This is a genomic window from Candidatus Abyssobacteria bacterium SURF_5 (genome assembly GCA_003598085.1).
In the GTDB taxonomy this organism is placed as follows: Bacteria; Abyssobacteria; SURF-5; order SURF-5; family SURF-5; genus SURF-5.
Genome location: QZKU01000139.1, coordinates 1 through 20,796 on the forward strand (window position 1 = coordinate 1; position 20,796 = coordinate 20,796).

Consider the following 20,796-nt stretch of genomic DNA (forward strand, 5'->3'; position numbering starts at 1 on the left):
CCGCTTCGCTACCTGCTGTACGAGCAATTAGCAGGATAATCACGTTTCAGATTATAAAGTCAGCCAGGCTTTTCCTGGCACACCAGAGGCGCAGAGGTCGCAAAGGAAATAGAAAGAAGAAATGAGAGAGAGAAATTTCCGGTTTCGTGTCTTTCTCCGCGGTCATTGCGCCTTTGCGGTTTATGAAAGTGGTTGAATGGCGATTGAATGAAGCGGGATGTAGGGGCGACTCGATGAGTCGCCCGTCAGGTGGAGGGGATATGGCTTGGGCATGGCGGAGTGTTGGAGCCATCTTGAAGATCGCCGCGGCGGGGGTATGAGATGCAGCGGAAATTGGAGCCAATTTGACCAAGCACAATGCCCTAAGAACACGATGCAGGGGCACGGCACGCCGCGCCCAGAAAAGTACAGGTCCCGGCATTGTTTCGCCACTTGCTTGTGCTATGCAAAAAGTATATGATTTCAGCAAAAAATGATGTTGCGCGTAGGGCGCACAGTACCCGATTCACGAGGTGAGCCATGGCTCATGTGGACCAGACAAAAGAGGAACTCATTCGAGAACTCGAAGCGGCCCGCGCCCGCATAGCGGAATTGGAAAAAGAAGCGTCCGAGCGAGAAGAGCGCTTCCAGGCCTTCATGGATAACAGCCCGGCAATCGCCTGGGCCAAGGATGAGGAAGGGCGATATATATATTTAAACCAGGCCGTTAAGAATCGATTTCAAACCCGTTTCAATTGGCGCGGGAAGACCGACGCCGAGTTGTGGCCGGCGGCAGTTGCGGAGAAATTCCGCAGGAATGATTTGGCGGTTTTGGAAAGCGGGCGAACGATGGAGGTGGTCGAAGAAACTGTTAATCCAGGCGGGCGCATCCGATATTGGTGGAATTTCAAATTCCCCTTTCAGGATTCTTCTGGGCGGCGATACATCGGCGGGATCGGCGTGGAGATCACCGAGCGCAAGAAGGCGGAGGAGGCTCTGAAGGCAACCGAAAAACAACTGCGCGAGCAAGCAGCGCGCCTGCAGGCTACTTTGGATGCCGCTCCCGTGGTCATTTTGAGCGCGCGGGATAATGAATGCCGCGAGATATTTGGAAACCGATTCGCGAGAGAGCTGGCGGGCGTTCCCGAAGGGACCAACATGTCAAGAACAGGCCCCTCGCCGGGATTCAACTGGCCCTTCCGCCTCTTCAAGGATGGGCTGGAAATGCGGGCGGAGGATTTGCCGATCCAGCGAGTGTCCGCGTCCGGAAGGGAATTGCGGAATTACAGCTACGATTGGGTCTTTGACAATGGGGACGTTCGAACGATGTTCGGCAACATCGTTCCAACATTCGACTCCGACGGCAGACCAAACGGAGCAGTTGCCGCCTTGATGAATATCACTGAACGCAAGCGGATGGAAGAGGTGTTGCAGCAGAGCCAGGAACAGATTCATCAGCAATTGACCGAACTCGAATCCATTTATCATTCCGCACCGGTTGGTTTATGTGTCTTCGATCGCGAACTTCGGTATGTTCGGATTAATCAGCGGCTGGCGGATATGAACGGGGTCCCGATCATTGATCATATCGGCAAGACAGTCCGGGAGATCGTGCCCGATCTGGCGCCGCTCGCCGAAGAAATCGCGGAAAAAATTTTGCGAACCGGGGAAGCTGTTCTCGATATTGAATTCAGCGGAACGACCGAATTCCAACCCGGCGTGCAGCGATATTGGATCGAGCATTGGCTTCCCCTTAAGGGCGCTGATGGCGAAGTGTTTGGGATCAATGTGGTCGTCAATGAAGTCACCGAACAAAGGCATTCCGAGCAGGCGCTGCGCAGAAGCGAACGCGGCCTGGCTGAAGCGCAGCGAGTCGCTCACATGGGGAGCTGGGAGTGGAATCTTCAGACGGGTGAAATGCATTGGTCCGAAGAAATGTATCGTGTCTTTGGGCAAGACCCAATGACTTATGTGCCCACACCGGAAGGGAATCTGGCTATTGTCCATCCCGATGATAGGGAAACTGTAAGGGAATTGAGAAATCTCATTACCTCCGGATGCACGCGCATCAGCGTCGACTATCGCATATTATTGTCAGATGGTTCGGTGAGGATATTGCATTCGGAAGCTAATGTTACCGATTTTGACGTATCCGGTAAGCCTGTCCGGCTGGTTGGCATGATTCACGATATTACTGAGCGCAAGCAGGCGGAGGAGGCCCTGAAGAAGGCGCTGAGCGAAGCAGAGCGCCAGAAGCGTCAACTCGAAGCGGTTATGGAGGCCTTGCCGGTGGGGGTAGCCATCGTGGACAAGCACGGCGGGATCATCCGCTCCAACAGCGAGTATGAGAGAATCTGGGGAGGAAATCACGGCAAATCGATTCCGCCGGTGGGTGCAGTAAAAGATTACGCTGCGTTTCAAGCGTGGTGGGCGGACAGCGACAAACTTGTGAGGCCGGAAGAATGGGGGGCGGCACAGGCCGTCCAAAAAGCGGAGACGGTTTTCGGACAGTTGCTCGAGATCAGGCGGTTCGACGGCTCGCACGGCTTTGTTCTTAACAGCGCAGCGCCCATCCGGGATGCAGGCGGAAAAATTCTCGGCGCTGCCGTCGCCATCCAGGACATAACAGAACTGAGGCGAACACAGGATGCGCTGCGCGAAAGCGAAGAAAAATATCGCCGACTTGCGAAGAGCCTTAAGAAGACGGTTAAAGAGCAGGTGGAGCAACTCCAACAGGCAGAAAATCTGGCTGCCATCGGACGAATGGTGGCGATTGTGGCACACGAGATCCGCAACCCGCTTCTGAATATTCAACTGGGAGTGGATACCTTTTGCACCACCCTGAGCGACAGTAAGGAGAACACGGAGATACTCGCCGAGCTCGAGTACGGGCTCCATCAATTGAACGGCACGGTCAACGAGCTGCTGGAATATGCGCGTGCAGTACGACTCGAGCCGGTAATGCAGCCGGTAGGCCCTATGGTCAGTCGTGTCCTGAAGAACCTGCTGTACAGATTTGATAGTGTCGTCGCTGAGGTAACGCTCGAGAACGAAAAGAGAGAGATCTTCGCTGATACCTCAAAGATAACGCGGGCTCTCACAAACATCGTTTTAAATGCCGCGGAAGCAATGCCCCAGGGCGGCGCACTCAAGGTGGAGTCCAGATTGTCCGGCCCAAACCGGCTTTGTTTGTCAATAACGGATACCGGGCGGGGAATGAATTCAGAAGCCATGAAGAGACTCTTTCAGCCGTTTTACACGACGAAAACAACCGGGACCGGGCTTGGGCTCGCCATCAGCCGGAAAATAGTGGAAGCACATAACGGAAGGTTGACTATACAGAGCAAGATGAATAAAGGTACTACGGTGAAGATTTATCTACCTCTTGGTCTTCCGAAAGCGTCAAGAAAGGGCGGGGACAGCGGGGCGGTCCAGTAAAGATTCTCCGCCGGGGACATTAGGATCGTTGTCATTCCGAGGAGCAAGGCGACGAAGAATCTACTCTTCTTTGACTTCTCAGGCTGAAGAGAGATTCTTCGCTACGCTCAGAATGCCATGCCGCAATGCGCCATTTCACGAGAAAGTAGGCCAGAACCAGCTTTCTTCTCGTCGCATGTGACAGATTCGTTATTTACAGGTAATGGGGAACAGTTCTCCGGTTCCGTGATCCATCCCAATATTATCTGGATCCGGGGAATCAATCTCATGGCAGAATCCGAACCCTTCGTATGTTCCGCTCAACGTCGGCAAGCTCAGTACGATTCTGTTGATGTAGGCGAATGTGTCAGTATCATCAGTACCCGCAGAAACAAGCGTCATGTGAACGTTTCCCGCGTTCATCTCAGCACTGCCAATCAGAGCTTCGACTTTGCCTTCAATCGAGGTATACCTGCCATTTATCAAAAAATGCTGGCTGCCCATATCCGTCGCAACAAGTATTAAAACGCCCCCCTCCTCGTTTTCCCAGCAAAAGGTGCTGCCTGCGCTTGGCCATTTCGCAGCCTCACTTGGTCCGATAAACAACCAGCTCGACAAGAGAATAATTGCGCCGCACAAACCGATCACCCATCCGAATTTCCTCATGCGCTGCTCCTTTCCCGACTCGGGTCCTGCCTGGGACGTCCCCGGTGAATGAAGAATTAAATCATTTTACCAATTGATATGTCAATGAGAGCGCTGCGCCTGAGCATTCAGAACGCGGTAGATCGCGTCGATATCGAGGTTTTGGCGCAGCAGCGCGGCCAGCTTATCGTATTCGAGATCGACATCATAGCGGGTCATTACCGATCCCAACGGTTGAAGGTTTTTTCGCTCGCGGATCGAATCAATGAAGCTCCTGCGGAAAACATCGTCGTCGAACAGCCCATGAACGTATGTTCCCCAGGCGCGGCCGTCCGCAGAGACCGCTCCGTCATCGAGTGAAAGGCCGGTGCGGGAATTTCTGGAGAAGAGCCGTAGTGCGGGGCGGGCGCCCAAGCCGAGATGGGTTTCGCCCATATGGATTTCATAGCCGCGGACACTCAGGCCTGATTGCGCATGGACCGCCTCCACCTGGTAGAGGTGTTTTTCCTTCAGGAAAACGGTCTCGACATCGAGTAAGCCGAGACCGCGCGTTTCTCTCGCCTCCGACTCGACGCCGTCGGGATCGCTCAGTCTTTTCCCGAGCATCTGATATCCGCCGCAAAAGCCGATGAGCGTACCGCCGTTACCGACGAACGAGATGATCTGATTGTCGATGCCGCGCTCGCGCAGGTAAAGGAGGTCGTCGATGGTACTCTTGGTGCCCGGTAGGACAAGGACGTCGCATTGGGGCAGGCTTTCTCCCGGGTGCAGGTAGCGGAGGTTGACGTCGGGTTCCGCCTCGAACGGATCGAAATCGGTAAAGTTCGAGACGTGCGGCAGGAAAACGATCGCGATATCGATCGCATCGTTCCTGCCTTTCTTTTTGAGCGCCGCTTTCCTGGCGAGCGAGTCTTCCTCGGGAATCCGAATTTCGGTGAAATAGGGAATGGTTCCAAAGACGGGTCTCCCTGTGCGCCGTTCGAGGAAGTCGACAGCCGGCGCAAGCAGTTTTCTTTCGCCCCGGAATTTGTTGATGATGAATCCCTTGATTCTGTTCCTCTCCTGCGGCTCGAGCAGTTCGAGCGTTCCCACAAAAGAGGCGAATACGCCTCCCTTATCGATATCTCCAACGAGGATAACCGGCGCATCCGCGATCTCAGCCATTGCCATATTCACGATGTCGCCGTCTCGCAGATTTATCTCCGCCGGGCTGCCGGCGCCCTCAAGGACGACAATTTCATGTGTGCTTGCAAGGTTCTCATACGCCTGCCGCACAAAATGCTCGACGCGCGTGCGATACGTCGGAAATGCTTCTGCCGGCAGATCGAACGCGGGTTTCCCCATCACGACCACCTGCGCCTTGCAGTCGCTTGAGGGCTTGATCAGCACCGGATTCATATCCACGTGGGGATGAAGCCGGCAGGCCTGCGCCTGCACCGCCTGCGCGCGCCCGATCTCGTGGCCTTCCCGCGTCACATAAGAATTGAGCGCCATGTTTTGCGATTTAAAGGGGACGACATCATGACCATCCTGCAGGATAATCCGGCATAAGCCGGCCACTATCACACTCTTACCAACATCGGAGCCGGTTCCCTGTATCATGAGCGGCCTGGCTTGGAGCGGCATCTTTTTATCCCTTGTTTGTCGAATTCGGCAACACAAAACCGGTTTTGCATGCTCATTATATCCTGACGTTTTGGTTAAATCAAAAGATTTATTGCGATTATCGATAACAAGTTGATTTAAATACAGAAGAGAGGAGGGTACCCCTCACACGCCGGGTGGGAAAAATTTTCCAAAATAATGTTGACAATGTTTCATCGCTATGATAACATCATGTTGTATTAGTTACCGGAATTAATACCAGAAGTTGTGGACTCCCGATTTGCAGTCGTTTTCCCCGAGCCGGCGGCAGAGCAGATGATAGAGCATGCGGACAGCGAGATTCCGGAACAAAGCACGACGCGAAAGGCCTCTGAACCCCCCCTATCATTCCTTCGGATATCCGATACCTTATCCAGTATTTCCTCATTTTTCAGAAAAATGCCGGTCTTTCTTTCATCGCTGGTACGCGAAAAAGTCGGACTTTCTATCTGCGCTGGGGCTGGCGCCGGATTGCTTATGGCGTGCGGTTTTCTGTTCTTTGAGACGGGTAAAGAGCAGTGGATGCTGAAGCAGAGATATCCGCAGGCCATGAATTGGGAAGAGCGGTATCTGATGTACTCGCAAGATCTTTTGGCCGAGGGAAATGTGGAGAAAGCGGAACAGATGCTGCTGCGGCTCCTTCAGAAGGAGTCCACTAGTGTTACGCATGCTGATGGGCTGTTGCTCTGTGCGCAGACGATCGAACAATTGCGGCAGGACGAAAGCTCAGCGGCCGAGGCGCGGGAATTGTATGAGAGATTTCTAACTCGTTATCCGGCAGAGCCCCGTGTTCCATTTGCCCGGATGCAGCTTGCGGAGAATTTCGCCGATGTGGGTTATTTTCCCGAAGCGAACGCCGAATACCAGAAAATGCTGGGCGCGTTGCGGGAACCGGAAAAGGCAGATGAAATCAGGCTTCTGCTCTCCAGAAACCACTACAGATCACGCGATTTTGTACGGGCTCGTAACCTGCTCACGCTTCTGATCCAGGAATCCTCGAATGAGAATCTGGTTCGGGATGCGCGGTTTCTGTTGGGTCAAACACATTGGGAACTCGGGGAAAAGCATCATGCCGAAACTCAGATGAAAGCCCTCGTTCGCGATGCTCCCGGGAGTCCGCATGCTGCCGCAGCGCTGCAATTTCTTGCTCAATCCGCGCTCGATGAGCAGGCATATCAGGAGGCGGCGAATTACTGCATACAGTGGCTGAAGGAATCGCCGGTTGCTCACGGACGTCCGGAAGTTATGCTGCTTCTCGGCAGAGCGAAGCTGGGGCTGAACAAGGCGGACGAGGCGGTTAAAGCCGCTTCGGATGTCATCACTTTTTTTCCCGATTCACCTGTTTTGTCCGACGCATTCATGCTGAAGGGAGAAGCGCTCGAATCGCTCGCTCGGGTCGAAGATAGCCGCAACGCATTTAAGGAGGCGGCTGGATTCTTCCCAGAAGCGCCGCTGCCGCTGCTGGAACTTGCCCGGATTGAATCCGAGATGGGCAATCTTTCGGAGGCGATCTTCCTGACGGAGCGGGCATGTGGGCTCGATTTTGAGAATGATTCCGCTCTCGTCGGGCTTGCAAAATTGTATTGGAAAAATGGCGAAAATGTAAAAGCGATACGGCTTCTGCAGGATTTCACCCGGGAGCGCCAGCTTTCGCCAAGCATAGCGGAGGCGTTCCTTCTTCTGGCCGACATACAGGCGAGCCTAAAAGATTTTGACGGGGCATATAAAACACTCGACCGCCTGCTCGCTTCAGGAACAACAACGATTGAACAGCATGTTGTAATCGAGAGGCAGGGGGACATCTACTTGCAGGCCGGCTTATATAATGACGCGCTTGAAGCCTACGAATCAGCCCGCGAAAAAGGCGCAAAGTCGCCAGCTTTTTCTTTAAAAATCGCCAGAACGCTTTTTGAAGCCGGCAAATTCGAGGACTTTTTGAAAGCGGCTTCGTCGATCAACCAGGATTCACTTTCGCCCGCCGAAAAGTTTGACCTCCTTTACTTGCAGGCAAGAGCAAACGCCGAACTTGGATCTTTCAAGAAAGCACGCCGCGAGATCCATCAGGCGATCGCGCTGAAGACGGCGAAGGAAAATTTTTCCACGTTGGCATTATTAATGCACATTAACCTCCAACTGGGCGATGAAGCTGAAGCAGCAAGAATACACGACGTAACTCGCAAACTTATCGGGATGGAACAGGCGGAGGCCCCTTTCGAAGCTCGAAAAATCGTGCTCGATTGGGCCGACCGGTTCTATGAGAGGGCGAATTATCAGAAAGCTGCAAGCTTATACTCGGCAATTTCCCCTCCGCAATTTCCGTTGTCAGATGCGGCCTGGGCGTTGTGTCAGAGAGGAAACTGTTATTTCAGGCTTGCGCAGTATTCGAAGGCGAGAGAAGACTATTCCGAGTTGGAGCGCAGGTATCCCGATTCTGAATATGTTTCCGTCGCAAAGCAGCGGAGGACGCTGTTGGATCTAAGGGTGAAACGGTCCAACCCCGATGCCGGAGATGCTGAAGCCGATGCGCGAATCGATTGAGCGGGAATTTGAGCGGTTTCAACAGATGCTGCGCGCCCAGGCGGAGCTCTATCGAACACTAATCGGCCTGGCGAAGAAACAGGCGCAGAAGATTGCGGAGAAGCACATTGACGGATTCATCGGCGTTCTTGAAGAAAAAAGAACGATATTGCAGGAAATAGAATCCATTGAAGTTTCAAGCGCCCCCTTGCGCGATGCCTGGGAATCGCGGAGCCAACTGGCCGACGAGGAGACGCGACGGCGCGTGCGCGGGCTTGTGGACGAGATACGGAGGCTGCTCGAGGAGCTCCTCGAGCTCGAATCAAACAGCCAGAGTGAGCTCGGACATGCGAAGGATCTGGTTGAAGAGCAACTCCGGCAGGTGAATGCCGGCCCCGATGCGATGCGGTCGTATAAAGGACCTGTTCAGTGCAAACCACGGTTCATGAACGAAATTGGCTGAACCCGGAGCCAAGCGCGAGTCTGGCGGAAGCGGTATCCGCATTTAACGACAGCACACAGCAATTGCAGCGCGCATATATCGCGCTTCAGGTCAAATTCGCGGCGCTCAACCGCAAGCTCGAGGAGACGAACCGCGAACTCAATCACAAAGTAGGCGAGTTGAGCGAAGTCAAGGAATATCTCAACAGCATTCTCCAGAGTGTCACGAATGGAGTGATCGCTCAAAGACCGGACGGTACCATTACCGCGTTCAACACAGCCGCCGAAAAGATTACCGGCCTGAACAGCGCCGACGTTCTTGGAAGAAGATATGAAGATGTTTTCGAGAGCCCGTTCAGCATGGCTGCTCCGGCAAACGCTGCCGGCGGCGCCGCGGACAATAGACATGTGACGCGTGAGATGAAGGTTAAAAGACGCCCGGCATTTCCCGTGCGGGAAAGCACTTCGCGCACGCGCGACAGCCGCGGGCGACTGACTGGCGCCGTGAAGGTGTTTGAAGATCTGAGTGAGTTGCGCGATTTGGAAGAGCAGGCCCGGCGGCAGGACCGGCTGGCGGCGCTCGGGCAAATGTCGGCGACCGTCGCTCATGAAATCCGCAATCCACTCGGCGGGATCGAGGGCTTTGCTTCGCTGCTGGCGCGCGATTTCGATGCGGACGACCCGCGTCTCAAACTGGTGACAAAGATTCAGGAGGGCGCACGCAGTCTCAATCGGATTGTGAGCGAGTTGCTGTTATTCACGCGGCCAATGAAACTGAACTGTCAGGAGTTTGAGGTCAGCACTTTGATATCAAACGTCCTTGGATATCTTTCGGAGGAAATCAAGAGATCCCGAATCTGCGTACACAAGAAGCCGGGGCCGAAGAAAGGCAAACTTCACGGTGATTTCGAGCAGTTGAAACAGGTACTGCTGAATATCATGTTGAATGCAATTCAGGCGATGCCGGGCGGCGGGGCTTTAGATATCGCTTGCCGCAGGCGGAGGCTTCCTCCGGGGGCTCTGGCGGCGTTGGGATCTTGCCGCAACGGGACGTGGCTGGACATCGGCATAAAGGACACGGGTCCGGGAATCGACGAGGCCAAGGTTCCCCTGATTTTCAATCCGTTCTATACGACAAAGGAAAAAGGAACGGGGCTTGGATTGGCCATCGCCTCGAAGATCATTGAAGCGCATAACGGGCAGATAGTTGTTACGAATCCGCCTGAAGGCGGAGCGTTATTTACGATATCAGTTCCATCGGCAGGTTAGGGATGAATGAGAGCGGAGGCTTCACATGCCGCGCGCACAGATTCTAGTAATCGACGATGAGCCGCTCATGCGCGACTTTCTCGAAGAAACTCTTTTTCGGGCGGGATATGAGCTAATCACTGCGGCCGACGGCAACGCCGGTCTGGACGAAATCAAAAATAACGCATTCGATCTCATCGTCACCGACCTCAAGATGCCGGGAATCGACGGGCTTGAACTGCTGAGCAACGTGAAGAGAATACAGCCGGACACCTCGGTTGTCATCATGACGGCCTATGCCTCGGTCGAGACGGCGGTACAGGCGCTCAAGGCCGGCGCCGCGGATTACATCATGAAGCCGTTCACTCCGGATGAGATCGAGCACGTGGTGAGGAAGGCTTTATACGAGCGCAAGCTGGAAAACGAAAACAGGTATCTTCGTTCGGAGATCGAGCAGAGCTTTAATTTTCAGGAAATGGTCGGATCAAGTCAGGCGATGCTTGCGATCTACGACCAAATAAAGAAGATTTCACAGAGCAAGGCATCCGTGCTGATCCGCGGCGAGAGCGGGACCGGCAAGGAATTGATCGCACGCGCGATCCATTACGCAAGTCCGCGCAAAGACAAGCCGTTCATCAAGATAAATTGTGCGGCGCTTGCGCCGACTTTGCTTGAAAGCGAACTGTTTGGCCATGAGAAGGGCTCGTTCACCCATGCCATCAACAAAAAGATCGGCCGATTTGAATTAGCCGATGAAGGGACGCTCCTGCTGGACGAAATAGGAGAGATGGATCCCGGCCTGCAGAGCAAGTTGCTGCGCGTGCTGCAGGAGAAGGAGTTCGAGCGGGTCGGCGGGACCAAACCGATCAAGGTGGATGCGAGAATCATCAGCACGACGAATCGGGATCTGGAAACCGCAATCGAACAGCAGCGGTTCCGCGAGGATCTGTACTTCAGGTTGAATGTCATTCCGATCAAGATAACGCCCTTGCGCGACCGCAAGGAAGACATACCGGCACTGGCCCAACATTTTTTGAAGAAGCATGCCCTGGAAAACAACGACCAAATGAAGAAGTTGGATCCCGAGGCTCTTGCCCTGCTGATGCGCCACAACTGGCCGGGCAACGTGAGAGAACTGGAGAATTGTATTGAGCGTGCCGTGGTTCTTTGTCCCGGAGAATCGATCACCCCGGAATACTTTGCATTCCCTCTACAGAAAACCCGGCCGCAGTCTTCGGACGGCGTCTTTTTACCAGAAAGCGCAACGATCGGAGAGGCTGAACGGCTGATGATATTGCATACGCTGAAGAGAACCAATAACAACAAGACGCGGACGGCGGAAATCCTGGATATCAGTGTGCGAACGTTGAGGAATAAGCTCAAGGAATACCGGGAAAACGGTTTGGCGGAGGCTGTTTCATCGGATGAAGGCTGATTTTTCCCGTTCTGCAATGGCGGCAGCAATCTCACTTGCTGCGAGAACCCACGAGAAAAAGGCGAAACCGCTCCGTTTCACATCCCGGCATTTTTTTCCGCACAAAGTGGCAGTTTTTACCTGGAGTCGAGAAAGCGTTTTCTTCTTCAACAATTTAACCCACTGCGTGGCAAGGTCTTACGATTTATTGTCACATGCAGTTCTCATGGCACAGTTATTGCCCGGAAAAAGGCATCGACGGATATGCCGAATTTCGACTTGAATGGTCCGATTAGGGAGGCGCCGTGAGTACTAGCGAAGTTACAACCATACTCGAGCACGTGCTCGGAGTTTTGGAGGCATCGCAGCGCGTACTCGCGAATAACGTGGCCAATGCGAACACTCCGAATTTCACCCCGACTCGTATTTCATTCGCCGATAGCCTTCGACAAGCGATGCAAAGCAGCGGTTCGATTTCTCTGAGGGTAACGAGTCCCGGGCATATCAGGCAGCCTTCGGCGCGGCCCGCGCTGGTTACCGCAGCCGACGACTATGCGGCCGGGCGGACTGACGAGAGTAAGTTTGACGTGGATCGGGAGATGGTCGAAGTACTGAAGAACTCCAGCAGTTACGACGTTTTTTCCAGCATATTAAGGGGCCGGTATCAGCAAGTGCGCGACGTACTGCGGATGCCATAAGAGGATGAGGGAATGCCGATATTCTCAGCCTTGGATATAAGCGCGAGCGGGCTCTACGCTGAGCGGGTGCGAATGGATGTGATTGCGAACAACCTTGCCAATGTCAATTCCACTCGCACGGCTGAAGGGGGGCCGTTCCGGCGACAGCTTGTGATTCTGAAATCGATGGGGGCCGGCGGTGCGCCTTATGGTTCTGCCGGAGTCCGGGTGGCGGGAGTTGTTGACGATCCGACGCCTTTCCCCGTCGTATACGATCCCGGCCATCCCGATGCGGATGCAGATGGTTACCTGCAGATGCCGAATGTGAGCGTTGTGGAAGAGATGGTTGACATGATGACCGCTCTGAGAGCCTATGAGGCCAATATAACGGCTATTGACGCGACGAAGTCGATGCTGGGGCGCACGCTGGATATCATCAGGGAATAGAAAAGGCTGGACGGCTGATCGGCCAACGTAAAGAGAAGGGAACAGGGCAATGGCTGATGAAATCTTGATCGGCGGCATAAACGCTCCGCAACCCATTCTTCCGGCGATACCGAAGCCGAGCGTTCAACAGCCGGAGGAGGCTGGTCTCTCGTTCAAGGATTATCTGGCGAACTCGATCAGCGAGATCCAGCAATTGCAGACGGCGGCTGACGAGACGATCGGCAAATTGATCACCGGCGAGATCACCAACGTGAGCGAAGCGATGGTCGCCATAGAGAAGGCGAATGCCGCCTTTCTAACGTTGTTGCAGGTTCGCAACAAGATCATTTCGGCTTACGATCAGATTCAGCGGATGCAGGTGTAACGGGGCGGCGGAGGGAGAAGGCGCGCATAAATGGATTTTCTTCGTCAGTTGTATCAGCAGACGAGCAGGCTATGGAACGCATTGAACGTTCAGCAGCGGTTTTTCCTGGTCCTCTGTTTCGGAGGTGTGTTCGCGGGGTTGCTTTACCTTATCGTCTTCCAGACGACTCCCCGGTATGGCACACTCTTCAGCAACCTCCAGCAGTCGGATGCCGGTGAGATAGCCGCAAAGTTGAAAGAGGGCGGTATTCCCTTCACACCATCCGACGATGGCTCCAGTATCAGTGTTCCGGCGGCGCGGGTTGCGGAGACGCGCCTGCTCCTCGCGCAGGAAGGCCTGCCTCGCGGCGGCGGAGTCGGCTACGAGATTTTCAACCAGTCGCGACTGGGGATCACCAGCTTCGAGCAGAAGATCAATCTGAAGCGTGCCATCGAAGGCGAACTCGCCCGGACGATCAATCAACTCAAAGAGGTTCGGTGGTCGCGCGTCCAGATTGCGATGCCGGAAGAACGGCTCTATACCGACCAGCAACAGCAGCCGAGCGCGTCGGTTTTTCTCGAATTGGCGATCGCGGATTCGCTGGACCGGCGTCAAATCAAGAGCATCCAGCACCTGGTGGCGAGCAGCGTTGAGGGGTTGAATCCGGGAAATGTGACGATTCTGGACCAATATGCGAATCTGCTTGCGATGCCAACCGAGCCCTCGATGGCTCCTTCCGAAATGAGCGCGACGCAATTCGAGATGCGCTCGCGGGTCGAGAAGTACTACCACGACAAGCTCAAGAGCATGTTCGACCGGATCCTCGGCCCGGGCAACTCGGTGGTGAGCGTTTCGATAGAGTTGGACTTCGATCAGATCGAAAGGACGGAAGAGAAGTTCGACCCGGACAGCGTGGCGGTTCGCAGCGAGCAGCGTCAGAAGGAGAAAACGATGCTGCCGGCGGGCGCTGGGGGAGTTGCGGGCATCAGCTCGAACCTGCCCGAGGTTGCCTCGCTGAGCGCGCAAAGGGGTCCCCTCAGAGAAGCCTCTTTTGCGATCACGAATTACGAAATCAGCAGGACCGTCGACCACATCATAAAATCGCAATCGAGCATCAAGAGCATCTCGGTTGCAGTTGTGGTCGATGGCACGAACAACAGAATCAGCAAGCCGGACGGCATCACGACGGTCGAGTATGTGCCGCGCAGCGACGATGAACTGGATAAGTATCGACGAATGGTGCTGGCGGCGGTGGGAGAGCCGGCGGTGAAAAACGTTGAAGTCATCAATGTGCCTTTGAGCACAGCCGCCGTTGAGAAAGAGCGCGAGATCGCCGTTGCCGCTCAAAGGGAACAGACTCGCGACCTGTATTTTTCAATTGCGAAAACGGCGATTACCATTGTCGCGCTTCTTCTCTTATTTTTCCTTGTTCGCTCGCTGGTCAAGCGAATCATTCCGGCGCTTCCGCCGGTGCTGCACAAAGATGAAATCGGCGGCCATGTGGACCTGGTGAGCGGCGGCGAGATAGATCTTACAACTGACGTGAAGGAACTCGTCGAGAACAAGCCCGACGAGGCGGCCTCTTTACTCAAAGTCTGGTTGAAGGAACAGTGACTGGGACGCTAACCCGAGAAGGCGGCATGTTTTTATGATTGATCCTTCCGAACTCTCCGGCAAGCAAAAGGCGGCCATCCTGATGGTGACGCTTGGCAGTGAATCCTCATCGAAGATCATGAAGCAGCTCGATCCGGAACTGCTCGAGGAATTGACGTTCGAGATCGCCAGCCTGGGCAGCATTCCTCCCGAATTGAAGCGGAAGGTGGTTGAAGAATTCGTCCATATGGCCCAGGCAAAGGATTTTCTCTCATACGGCGGAGTGGAATATGCGCGCGAGACGTTAAACAAAGCCGTCGGGATCGAGAAAGCCGCAGAGATATTGACTCGCCTGGAAACCGCAATCAAGGAAACGCCGTTTGAGTTCGTGCGCAAGGCCGATCCAAGCCAGATCCTGAGTTTCATTCAGGACGAGCATCCGCAGACCATTGCGCTCGTATTGGCTCATCTGACGCCCGCCGTTGCTGCTATGGTGCTTGCGGCGCTGCCGGAAGAGTTACAGACCGAAGTCATTTATCGTGTTTCCAACATGGAGCAGACCTCGCCGGAAATCATTCGAGACGTTGAGATGGTTTTGGAGCGCAAACTTGCTTCGGTTATCAGGCCGGAGATGACGAAGGTCGGCGGAGTGAAAAATGTAGCGGAGCTATTGAACCGCGTCGATCGCGCGACCGAGAAAAGTATTCTCTCCAATCTCACCGAACGTGATCCCGAGCTGGCCAATGAGGTACGCAGCCTGATGTTCGTATTTGACGATATTGTCATGGTGACCGACGCGGGGATTCAGCGGACACTAAAGGAGATAGAAAACAAGGATCTGACGCTTGCGCTCAAGGCCGCTAATGAGGACGTAAAGAACAAGATATTCAGCAACATGTCGAATCGCGCGACCGAGATGGTTAGAGAGGACATGGAATATATGGGGCCGGTAAGACTTCGCGACGTCGAGGCGGCGCAGATGCGGATTGTCGAGGTAATTCGGCGCCTTGAGGATGCCGGCGAAATCGTCATTCTCGGGCGCGAAGACGAGGATAAGCTCGTTGTCTAAGATAATCAAACCGCACCAGAGAGACGAAGTTTCAAAGGTCAAAAAGTTCGAAAAGAAGAATTTGGCGATTGTCTTGCCGTCACAAGACTCAGACCTGTCGCCGGCCTCGCCCGAGCAGGATTCCCCCCCTGTAAGCGAGCGACTTGACCAGGCGAACCCGCCCGATGATGCTGAGAAGAAAGGCCGTCAGCCCATACCGAAAGCTCATGCCGAGCATGCTTATCTCCTGGCGCAGGAGCAGGGGTACCAAGAGGGCCTTGCGCGGGGGCGCGAGGAGGCTTTGAAGGCGCTGGAGGAAGCGAAGCAAGCTTCCGCTGAAGTGCTGGACTCTCTGGTGGCGCAGTTGAAGAGCCAGGAAGCCGACATGATGCGCTTGCTGGTGCCTCGCCTGGCCGATCTGGCCACCGAACTTGCGAGGCGGATCATTCACCGGGAGATCAGCACCGACCGGACGCTCGTAAGGGTGCAGGCTCAGGAAGCGATCGGAAAAATCCTGGAGCGCGAGAAGTTGATCATTCGGGTGAACCCGGCGGACGAAGACATCATGAAAAGCCACAAACAGCCGCTCATGAGCATGTTCGACGGGATCGAGAAGATCGAAGTCATCGGCGATCAGAGTATCGAGCGGGGAGGATGTATTATCGAGACGCATCTCGTCAAGGTGGATGCGCAGCCTCGTTCTCAACTGCAAGCGGCGCGAAAGACGTTGCTTGCGGACGCGGAATAATGAACATATTGCCTGAAATCCAGAGTTGGCGCGAGCGGATAGAGAAGGCGGAACTGATAAAGACTTGCGGAAAAGTGACGCGGGTGACCGGTTTGATTGTCGAATCGACCAGTCCGGGTCTTTCGCTCGGGCAGATGTGTACGATTTATCCCGGCAATGGAACGAAACCAGCTCTTGCCGAGGTCGTCGGTTTTCGCGACAGCAAGGCGTTGTTAATTCCGCTCGGCGACATTCGGGGGGTCGCGCCCGGCAGTGTTGTGCAGCCCTGCGACAGGCCGTTGAAGATGCGTGTAGGCCCCGATATGCTCGGCCGCGTGATCGACGGCACCGGACAGCCCATTGATGGGAAAGGCCCGATCCGATTGGAAGATGAATATCCCGTCATGGGAGAGCCAATCAATCCAATGCATCGCCGTCGCATCACCGAGCCGCTTCCTCTCGGCATCAGGTCGATCGACGCCTGTCTCACGTGCGGGAAAGGACAGAGGCTGGGCATTTTCTCGGGCAGCGGTGTGGGAAAGAGCGTGCTTTTAGGAATGATCGCGCGCAACACGGAGGCCAAAGTCAACGTCATCGCTCTTATCGGTGAGCGGGGAAGAGAAGTGAAGGATTTTATTGAGAAGGATCTGGGTGAAGAGGGATTAAAGCGATCCGTGGTCGTGGTCGTTACATCGGATCAACCCGCCCTGCTCAGGTTGCACGGCGCCTTTGTCGCCACCGCTATCGCCGAGTATTTTCGCGACCTCGGGCACGACGTGTTGCTCATGATGGACTCGGTCACCCGGTTTGCGATGGCGCAGCGCGAGATCGGACTGGCAGCGGGCGAACCCCCCACGACGAAAGGATATCCGCCGTCGATGTTTATGCTGCTGCCGAAATTGTTCGAGCGGGCCGGCGCGTCGCCTGTGGGCAGCATCACGGGGATTTATACGGTTTTTGTCGAAGCTGATGACTTCAATGAGCCGATTTCCGATACCGCCCGTTCCTTGCTGGACGGCCACATCATGCTGTCGCGGAACCTCGCCGCACAGGGCCTTTATCCTGCGGTCGATCTGCTCGACAGCATTAGCCGCTTGATGGTTGATATCGTCCCGGAAGAGCAGGTCGGCCTCGCGCACATTGCGCGGGACGTTCTCGCCACGCACCGCGAGGCCCAGGATTTAATCAATATCGGCGCGTATGTCAAGGGGAGCAATGCAAAGATCGATTACGCGCAATCGAAAATCGACGAAATGAGCCGGTTCCTCAAACAGAAAATGAATGAGAAAGCTTCTTTTGAGGGAAGCGTAGCGGGCCTGTATGAGGTATTCGGAGATCGTCTCGCCCAGATACAGGAACCGGCAGCGAAGGCCGTATGAAAGCGTATCGGTTCAGATTTGAAAAGCTACTGAAGACGAAGAAAATCATCGTCGACGATCTCGCCGCCAAGACTGCGCGCGCGCGAAAAATCCTGTTGATGGAGGAGAAGAAGCTTCAGCAAATCCGGGAGAGACATGCCGACTGCATGGACAGGCTTGCCGCGCTTCAGACGGGAGAGATCGATGCGTATGAAATTCAGCGCTGCCATCGATACCTTCAGCAGCTGCAGCAATCGCTGAACCATCAGACCGCGCTGGTGAAGGAAATTGAGCTCAGGGTGGAAATGCTGCGCAAGATGCTTGTTGAAACGGAAAAAGAGAAGAAACTGCTTGAGAAACTGGATGAAAAGGAGCGAGAGGCGTATATCCGTGATTTCCTGAAAATCGAGCAGAAGATCATTGATGAAGTTGGAATTGGAAAGTTCGTTCAGCGAACGGCATATCAGCATGCCCGGTTCCCGCAGCAAGCATAAACCAGCGCTTAGTGGATGGAGAAGCCGGCGGCGCAGCGCCGCCGGGAGGCGGACATGAAAACGGCCCTCCTGATCCTGGTTTGCCTGGTGTCGATGACAGCCGTAGGCGCATACGCGCTCCGTGAGAGGGGACTACTTACTGCCGATGTAATCAAACTGTTTGTGCCCAAACCGCCTGGAGAGAAAGAGGAGGAGCCTGCCCCCGCACCCGTCGGTCTGGCTGCTTCTCTGCAGGAGAAGGAACGGCAACTCGAAAAGCAGTACCGTGAGGCTGAAGTGCTCGATACACGCTTGAAACAACAGCGCGACGAATTGGCGAAAGATAAGAAAAGGCTGGATGAGCAACTGCGGGCATTGGAGGAGGCGGTAGGGGCGCAGAGCGGCCCCGCGTTTGGCAAAGAGAGAATGACAGAGCTTGTGAAGATATATGAGGGGATGGAGCCGGAAGGGGCTGCTTCCCTCCTAGAGAATCTACCGGATCAGACGGTGGCGGAAATTTTGCTCCAGATGCGCAGGAGACAGGCTGCGCAGGTGATGGAGTCGCTTTCAATCGCAAAAGGAGTCGCTGTGAGCGCTCGTATTCTTCCTGAGAAAAGCGGGGCGGCCGGCTTGCAGCAGAAGGAGATCAATTAATGGCCGGAATTCTTCTTTCTCAACTGGCGACGCTGGTGCAAGTGGGGATAAAGATTCCGAACACCTGCCTAGTCGAAGGCGCCGTCGCCCCGGAAAAGAACGATTCTGAACCTGAAATCACGTCATTCGAGGCCGTCTTCCGGAAGCTATCTGAGAAATTCGCCGTCCCCGATCTTTCCTTCTGCCCGACAAATCAATCCATGACTGGCAATTTTCCTGTGAAGGCCGGCGGCGGAGGGGCAGTTGGGTCTGCAGCCGCCTCCCAGGTCGTGGTTTCAGGAGATTTTGCTGAACCTGGAACACCGGTTTTCGCGTTCGAGCGAGCGATCCCTCTGCAGAATCCGCACGCCTTTGTTTTTGAAGGAACGGGGACTGACATGGTGAGATTTTTCGGGCCGAAGCAGATGAATCCGGATCAGCAAATCGGCGATGTGACGGCGAACTCGTCATTTGATACTCAGTATCCCGAGGCACAGATCAGATCGTTTTCTTCCTATTACCAGGCGCCACAAATGGAGCAGATAGATTCAAATTCGGCCTCGGGTGAAACTGCGGAAGCGGCCGCGCGCGGAGTCGTGTTGCCCGCTGTGGCGACCGTTTCGGCAGCGCCTGCCGAAATGGAAGCACATTCACTGGTTATCCCGCTTCTACAAGAATACGTCGAAGGGCAGACCGGCGTCAGCAATGAAAACACGGGAACACAACAGCCGCCGACCGCGCCCGGAGCGGTCGTGATCGCTCAACAATTTTCTGAAACATCAGCAGTTCAGCCGACCGCTCATATTATCGATACAGATTCGTTGGTCGAGCAGATTGTGCAGGGCGCGCGTCTCGTGCAACATTCGGGGGCGAGCGAATTACACGTGTACCTGAAGCCCGAATTTTTGGGCAAACTAAGCATCAAGGTGCTCTCCGACCTGCACGGGATCCGCATGGAGATAAGAGCCGAGAACGAAACGGTGCGGCAGATCATGCAGGATAATCTTGGCGACCTGCAGCAGCGACTGGCAAACAAAGGTATTGCGCTCGACCACTTGGCTCTGTTCTCAGGTTCCGATTCGCCGCCCCGGCGAAAATCCGATCAATTTTTACAGGCGCCACCTCCTGTTTCGGTTCTTGAGCGGGAGGGCCTGGTTGAAAGCATGCCGGCGGTTGCAATGCCGGGGCGCCTGTCGCTTCTCGATTATTTTGCTTAGAGAAAGGAGGTGAAGAGGATGTATACCGATCCAATGATAAGTCCGGCAGCTTCCGCGCCGGCCGGCGGGACGGGTTATACGCTTTCCCCCGGCACACAGGAACTTGGTGAGGACGATTTTCTGTCGCTCCTCATCACGGAACTGATGAACCAGGATCCGATGGATCCGCTTGCGGACCGCGATTTCATTGCGCAGGTGGCTCAGCTCAATACGCTCAGTCAGACGATTGAGTTGAATGAAAACCTGGTCACTCTGCAGATGCTTGAGGCGACCTCGCTAGTCGGCAAGGAAATTGAGGCAATCGGTCCAAATGGAGATCATGTCGAGGGAACCGTGACCGGTGTGTGGTTCATTGATTCGGAGCCATGGCTCGTGATCGACGAAGAGCTGGTTGTGGATCTGGATTATGTTGTTCGCATCGAGGAGGCTCCTGTCGAGGAAGACGTCCCCGACGACGAAGCGGGTGAAGAATGATGAATAGGGTGAATCTGAACGAAAGCCAGCCGGTACAGCAGATTCGGCAGGCGCATCCGGCTCCCGGTTCCGGCGCGACGCGGGAAACCTTTGATGCCGTGATGCGGAAGGAGCTTGCAAAGCTCCGGGACGTGAAATTCTCAGCTCATGCGCTTTCGAGGATTGCCTCTCGCAATATTCAGATGGAGGCAAACGAGCGCACCCAAATCGCCGAAGCGGTCAATCGCGCCGAGGCGAAGGGCGCTCGCGATTCACTTGTGCTTCTCGATAAAGCGGCTCTTATTGTGAGCGTCGAAAACCGGACCGTAGTGACGGTGCTCGATCGGGAAGAAATGCGCGGCAATGTGTTCACGAACATTGACAGCGCGGTTTTGATGTATGGCAGCACGTAACGCAGTTATTCCTGTCGAAAGCGGGTCGAGCTTTCGGGGACCGGCCCCCTCGGGGGAAGTCAAATGCCGCTGATCGACTGAAGCGGCATCGGGAATGCGGTAAAGGAGC

General features: G+C 54.8%; 19 protein-coding genes. 17 read left to right on the forward strand and 2 right to left on the reverse strand.

Translation table 11 applies throughout. The annotated features are described in order from the left end of the window. The first annotated feature begins 519 nt into the window (after window positions 1-519). A complete protein-coding gene (locus C4520_20520) occupies window positions 520-3,417 on the forward strand; it encodes a PAS domain S-box protein (GenBank protein ID RJP14961.1) in 2,898 nt (965 codons plus the stop codon). A gap of 189 nt (window positions 3,418-3,606) precedes the next feature. Here C4520_20520 and C4520_20525 read toward each other — a convergent pair whose 3' ends face one another. Both C4520_20525 and C4520_20530 read right to left on the reverse strand, forming a co-directional pair. Beyond that, complete coding sequence (locus C4520_20525) at window positions 3,607-4,062, reverse strand: hypothetical protein (protein ID RJP14962.1); 456 nt, start codon at window positions 4,060-4,062, stop codon at window positions 3,607-3,609. Between the two features lie 81 nt (window positions 4,063-4,143). Continuing rightward, on the reverse strand, window positions 4,144-5,667 hold the full coding sequence (locus C4520_20530; protein RJP14963.1) for a cobyric acid synthase: 1,524 nt from the start codon (window positions 5,665-5,667) through the stop codon (window positions 4,144-4,146). Between the two features lie 246 nt (window positions 5,668-5,913). On the opposite strand from C4520_20530, the gene C4520_20535 reads away from it, so the two are divergent. The 16 genes from C4520_20535 (at window position 5,914) to C4520_20610 (ending at window position 20,687) form a co-directional block, all read left to right on the forward strand. Beyond that, entirely contained in the window at window positions 5,914-8,223 is a 2,310-nt protein-coding gene (locus C4520_20535) for a hypothetical protein (protein RJP14964.1), read from the forward strand. Continuing rightward, window positions 8,186-8,665: a hypothetical protein gene (locus C4520_20540; GenBank protein ID RJP14965.1), complete on the forward strand. Its 480-nt coding sequence runs from the start codon at window positions 8,186-8,188 to the stop codon at window positions 8,663-8,665. The genes C4520_20535 and C4520_20540 overlap by 38 nt, the downstream gene beginning before the upstream one ends. Then, window positions 8,632-9,912, forward strand: coding sequence for a PAS domain S-box protein (locus tag C4520_20545; GenBank protein ID RJP14966.1), 1,281 nt, complete (start codon window positions 8,632-8,634; stop codon window positions 9,910-9,912). The genes C4520_20540 and C4520_20545 overlap by 34 nt, the downstream gene beginning before the upstream one ends. Window positions 9,913-9,937: 25 nt before the next feature. Continuing rightward, window positions 9,938-11,326, forward strand: coding sequence for a sigma-54-dependent Fis family transcriptional regulator (locus C4520_20550; protein ID RJP14967.1), 1,389 nt, complete (start codon window positions 9,938-9,940; stop codon window positions 11,324-11,326). Window positions 11,327-11,610: 284 nt separating this feature from the next. Next, entirely contained in the window at window positions 11,611-12,003 is a 393-nt protein-coding gene (gene flgB / locus C4520_20555) for a flagellar basal body rod protein FlgB (GenBank protein ID RJP14968.1), read from the forward strand. Between the two features lie 12 nt (window positions 12,004-12,015). Continuing rightward, window positions 12,016-12,429: a flagellar basal body rod protein FlgC gene (gene flgC, locus C4520_20560; protein ID RJP14969.1), complete on the forward strand. Its 414-nt coding sequence runs from the start codon at window positions 12,016-12,018 to the stop codon at window positions 12,427-12,429. Between the two features lie 49 nt (window positions 12,430-12,478). Further along, the gene (gene fliE, locus C4520_20565; protein RJP14970.1) at window positions 12,479-12,793 is read left to right on the forward strand and encodes a flagellar hook-basal body complex protein FliE; all 315 of its coding nucleotides are present in this window, start codon (window positions 12,479-12,481) and stop codon (window positions 12,791-12,793) included. A 30-nt stretch (window positions 12,794-12,823) separates the two neighbouring features. Beyond that, on the forward strand, window positions 12,824-14,386 hold the full coding sequence (fliF, locus tag C4520_20570; protein RJP14971.1) for a flagellar M-ring protein FliF: 1,563 nt from the start codon (window positions 12,824-12,826) through the stop codon (window positions 14,384-14,386). Between the two features lie 37 nt (window positions 14,387-14,423). Then, the gene (gene fliG, locus C4520_20575; protein RJP15011.1) at window positions 14,424-15,434 is read left to right on the forward strand and encodes a flagellar motor switch protein FliG; all 1,011 of its coding nucleotides are present in this window, start codon (window positions 14,424-14,426) and stop codon (window positions 15,432-15,434) included. Then, window positions 15,379-16,161 carry a hypothetical protein gene (locus C4520_20580; protein ID RJP14972.1) on the forward strand — a complete coding sequence of 261 codons (783 nt, stop codon included), beginning with the start codon at window positions 15,379-15,381 and terminating at the stop codon, window positions 16,159-16,161. The genes fliG and C4520_20580 overlap by 56 nt, the downstream gene beginning before the upstream one ends. Then, complete coding sequence (locus C4520_20585; GenBank protein ID RJP14973.1) at window positions 16,161-17,519, forward strand: FliI/YscN family ATPase; 1,359 nt, start codon at window positions 16,161-16,163, stop codon at window positions 17,517-17,519. Before C4520_20580 ends, C4520_20585 begins: the two co-directional genes overlap by 1 nt. After that, window positions 17,516-17,992, forward strand: coding sequence for a flagellar export protein FliJ (gene fliJ / locus C4520_20590; protein RJP14974.1), 477 nt, complete (start codon window positions 17,516-17,518; stop codon window positions 17,990-17,992). The genes C4520_20585 and fliJ overlap by 4 nt, the downstream gene beginning before the upstream one ends. A 15-nt stretch (window positions 17,993-18,007) precedes the next feature. Further along, entirely contained in the window at window positions 18,008-18,625 is a 618-nt protein-coding gene (locus C4520_20595) for a hypothetical protein (protein RJP14975.1), read from the forward strand. Then, entirely contained in the window at window positions 18,625-19,821 is a 1,197-nt protein-coding gene (locus tag C4520_20600) for a flagellar hook-length control protein FliK (protein RJP14976.1), read from the forward strand. Before C4520_20595 ends, C4520_20600 begins: the two co-directional genes overlap by 1 nt. A gap of 33 nt (window positions 19,822-19,854) precedes the next feature. Further along, a complete protein-coding gene (locus tag C4520_20605) occupies window positions 19,855-20,295 on the forward strand; it encodes a flagellar hook assembly protein FlgD (protein ID RJP15012.1) in 441 nt (146 codons plus the stop codon). Beyond that, on the forward strand, window positions 20,292-20,687 hold the full coding sequence (locus C4520_20610; GenBank protein RJP14977.1) for a flagellar protein: 396 nt from the start codon (window positions 20,292-20,294) through the stop codon (window positions 20,685-20,687). Before C4520_20605 ends, C4520_20610 begins: the two co-directional genes overlap by 4 nt. Window positions 20,688-20,796 lie beyond the last annotated feature (109 nt).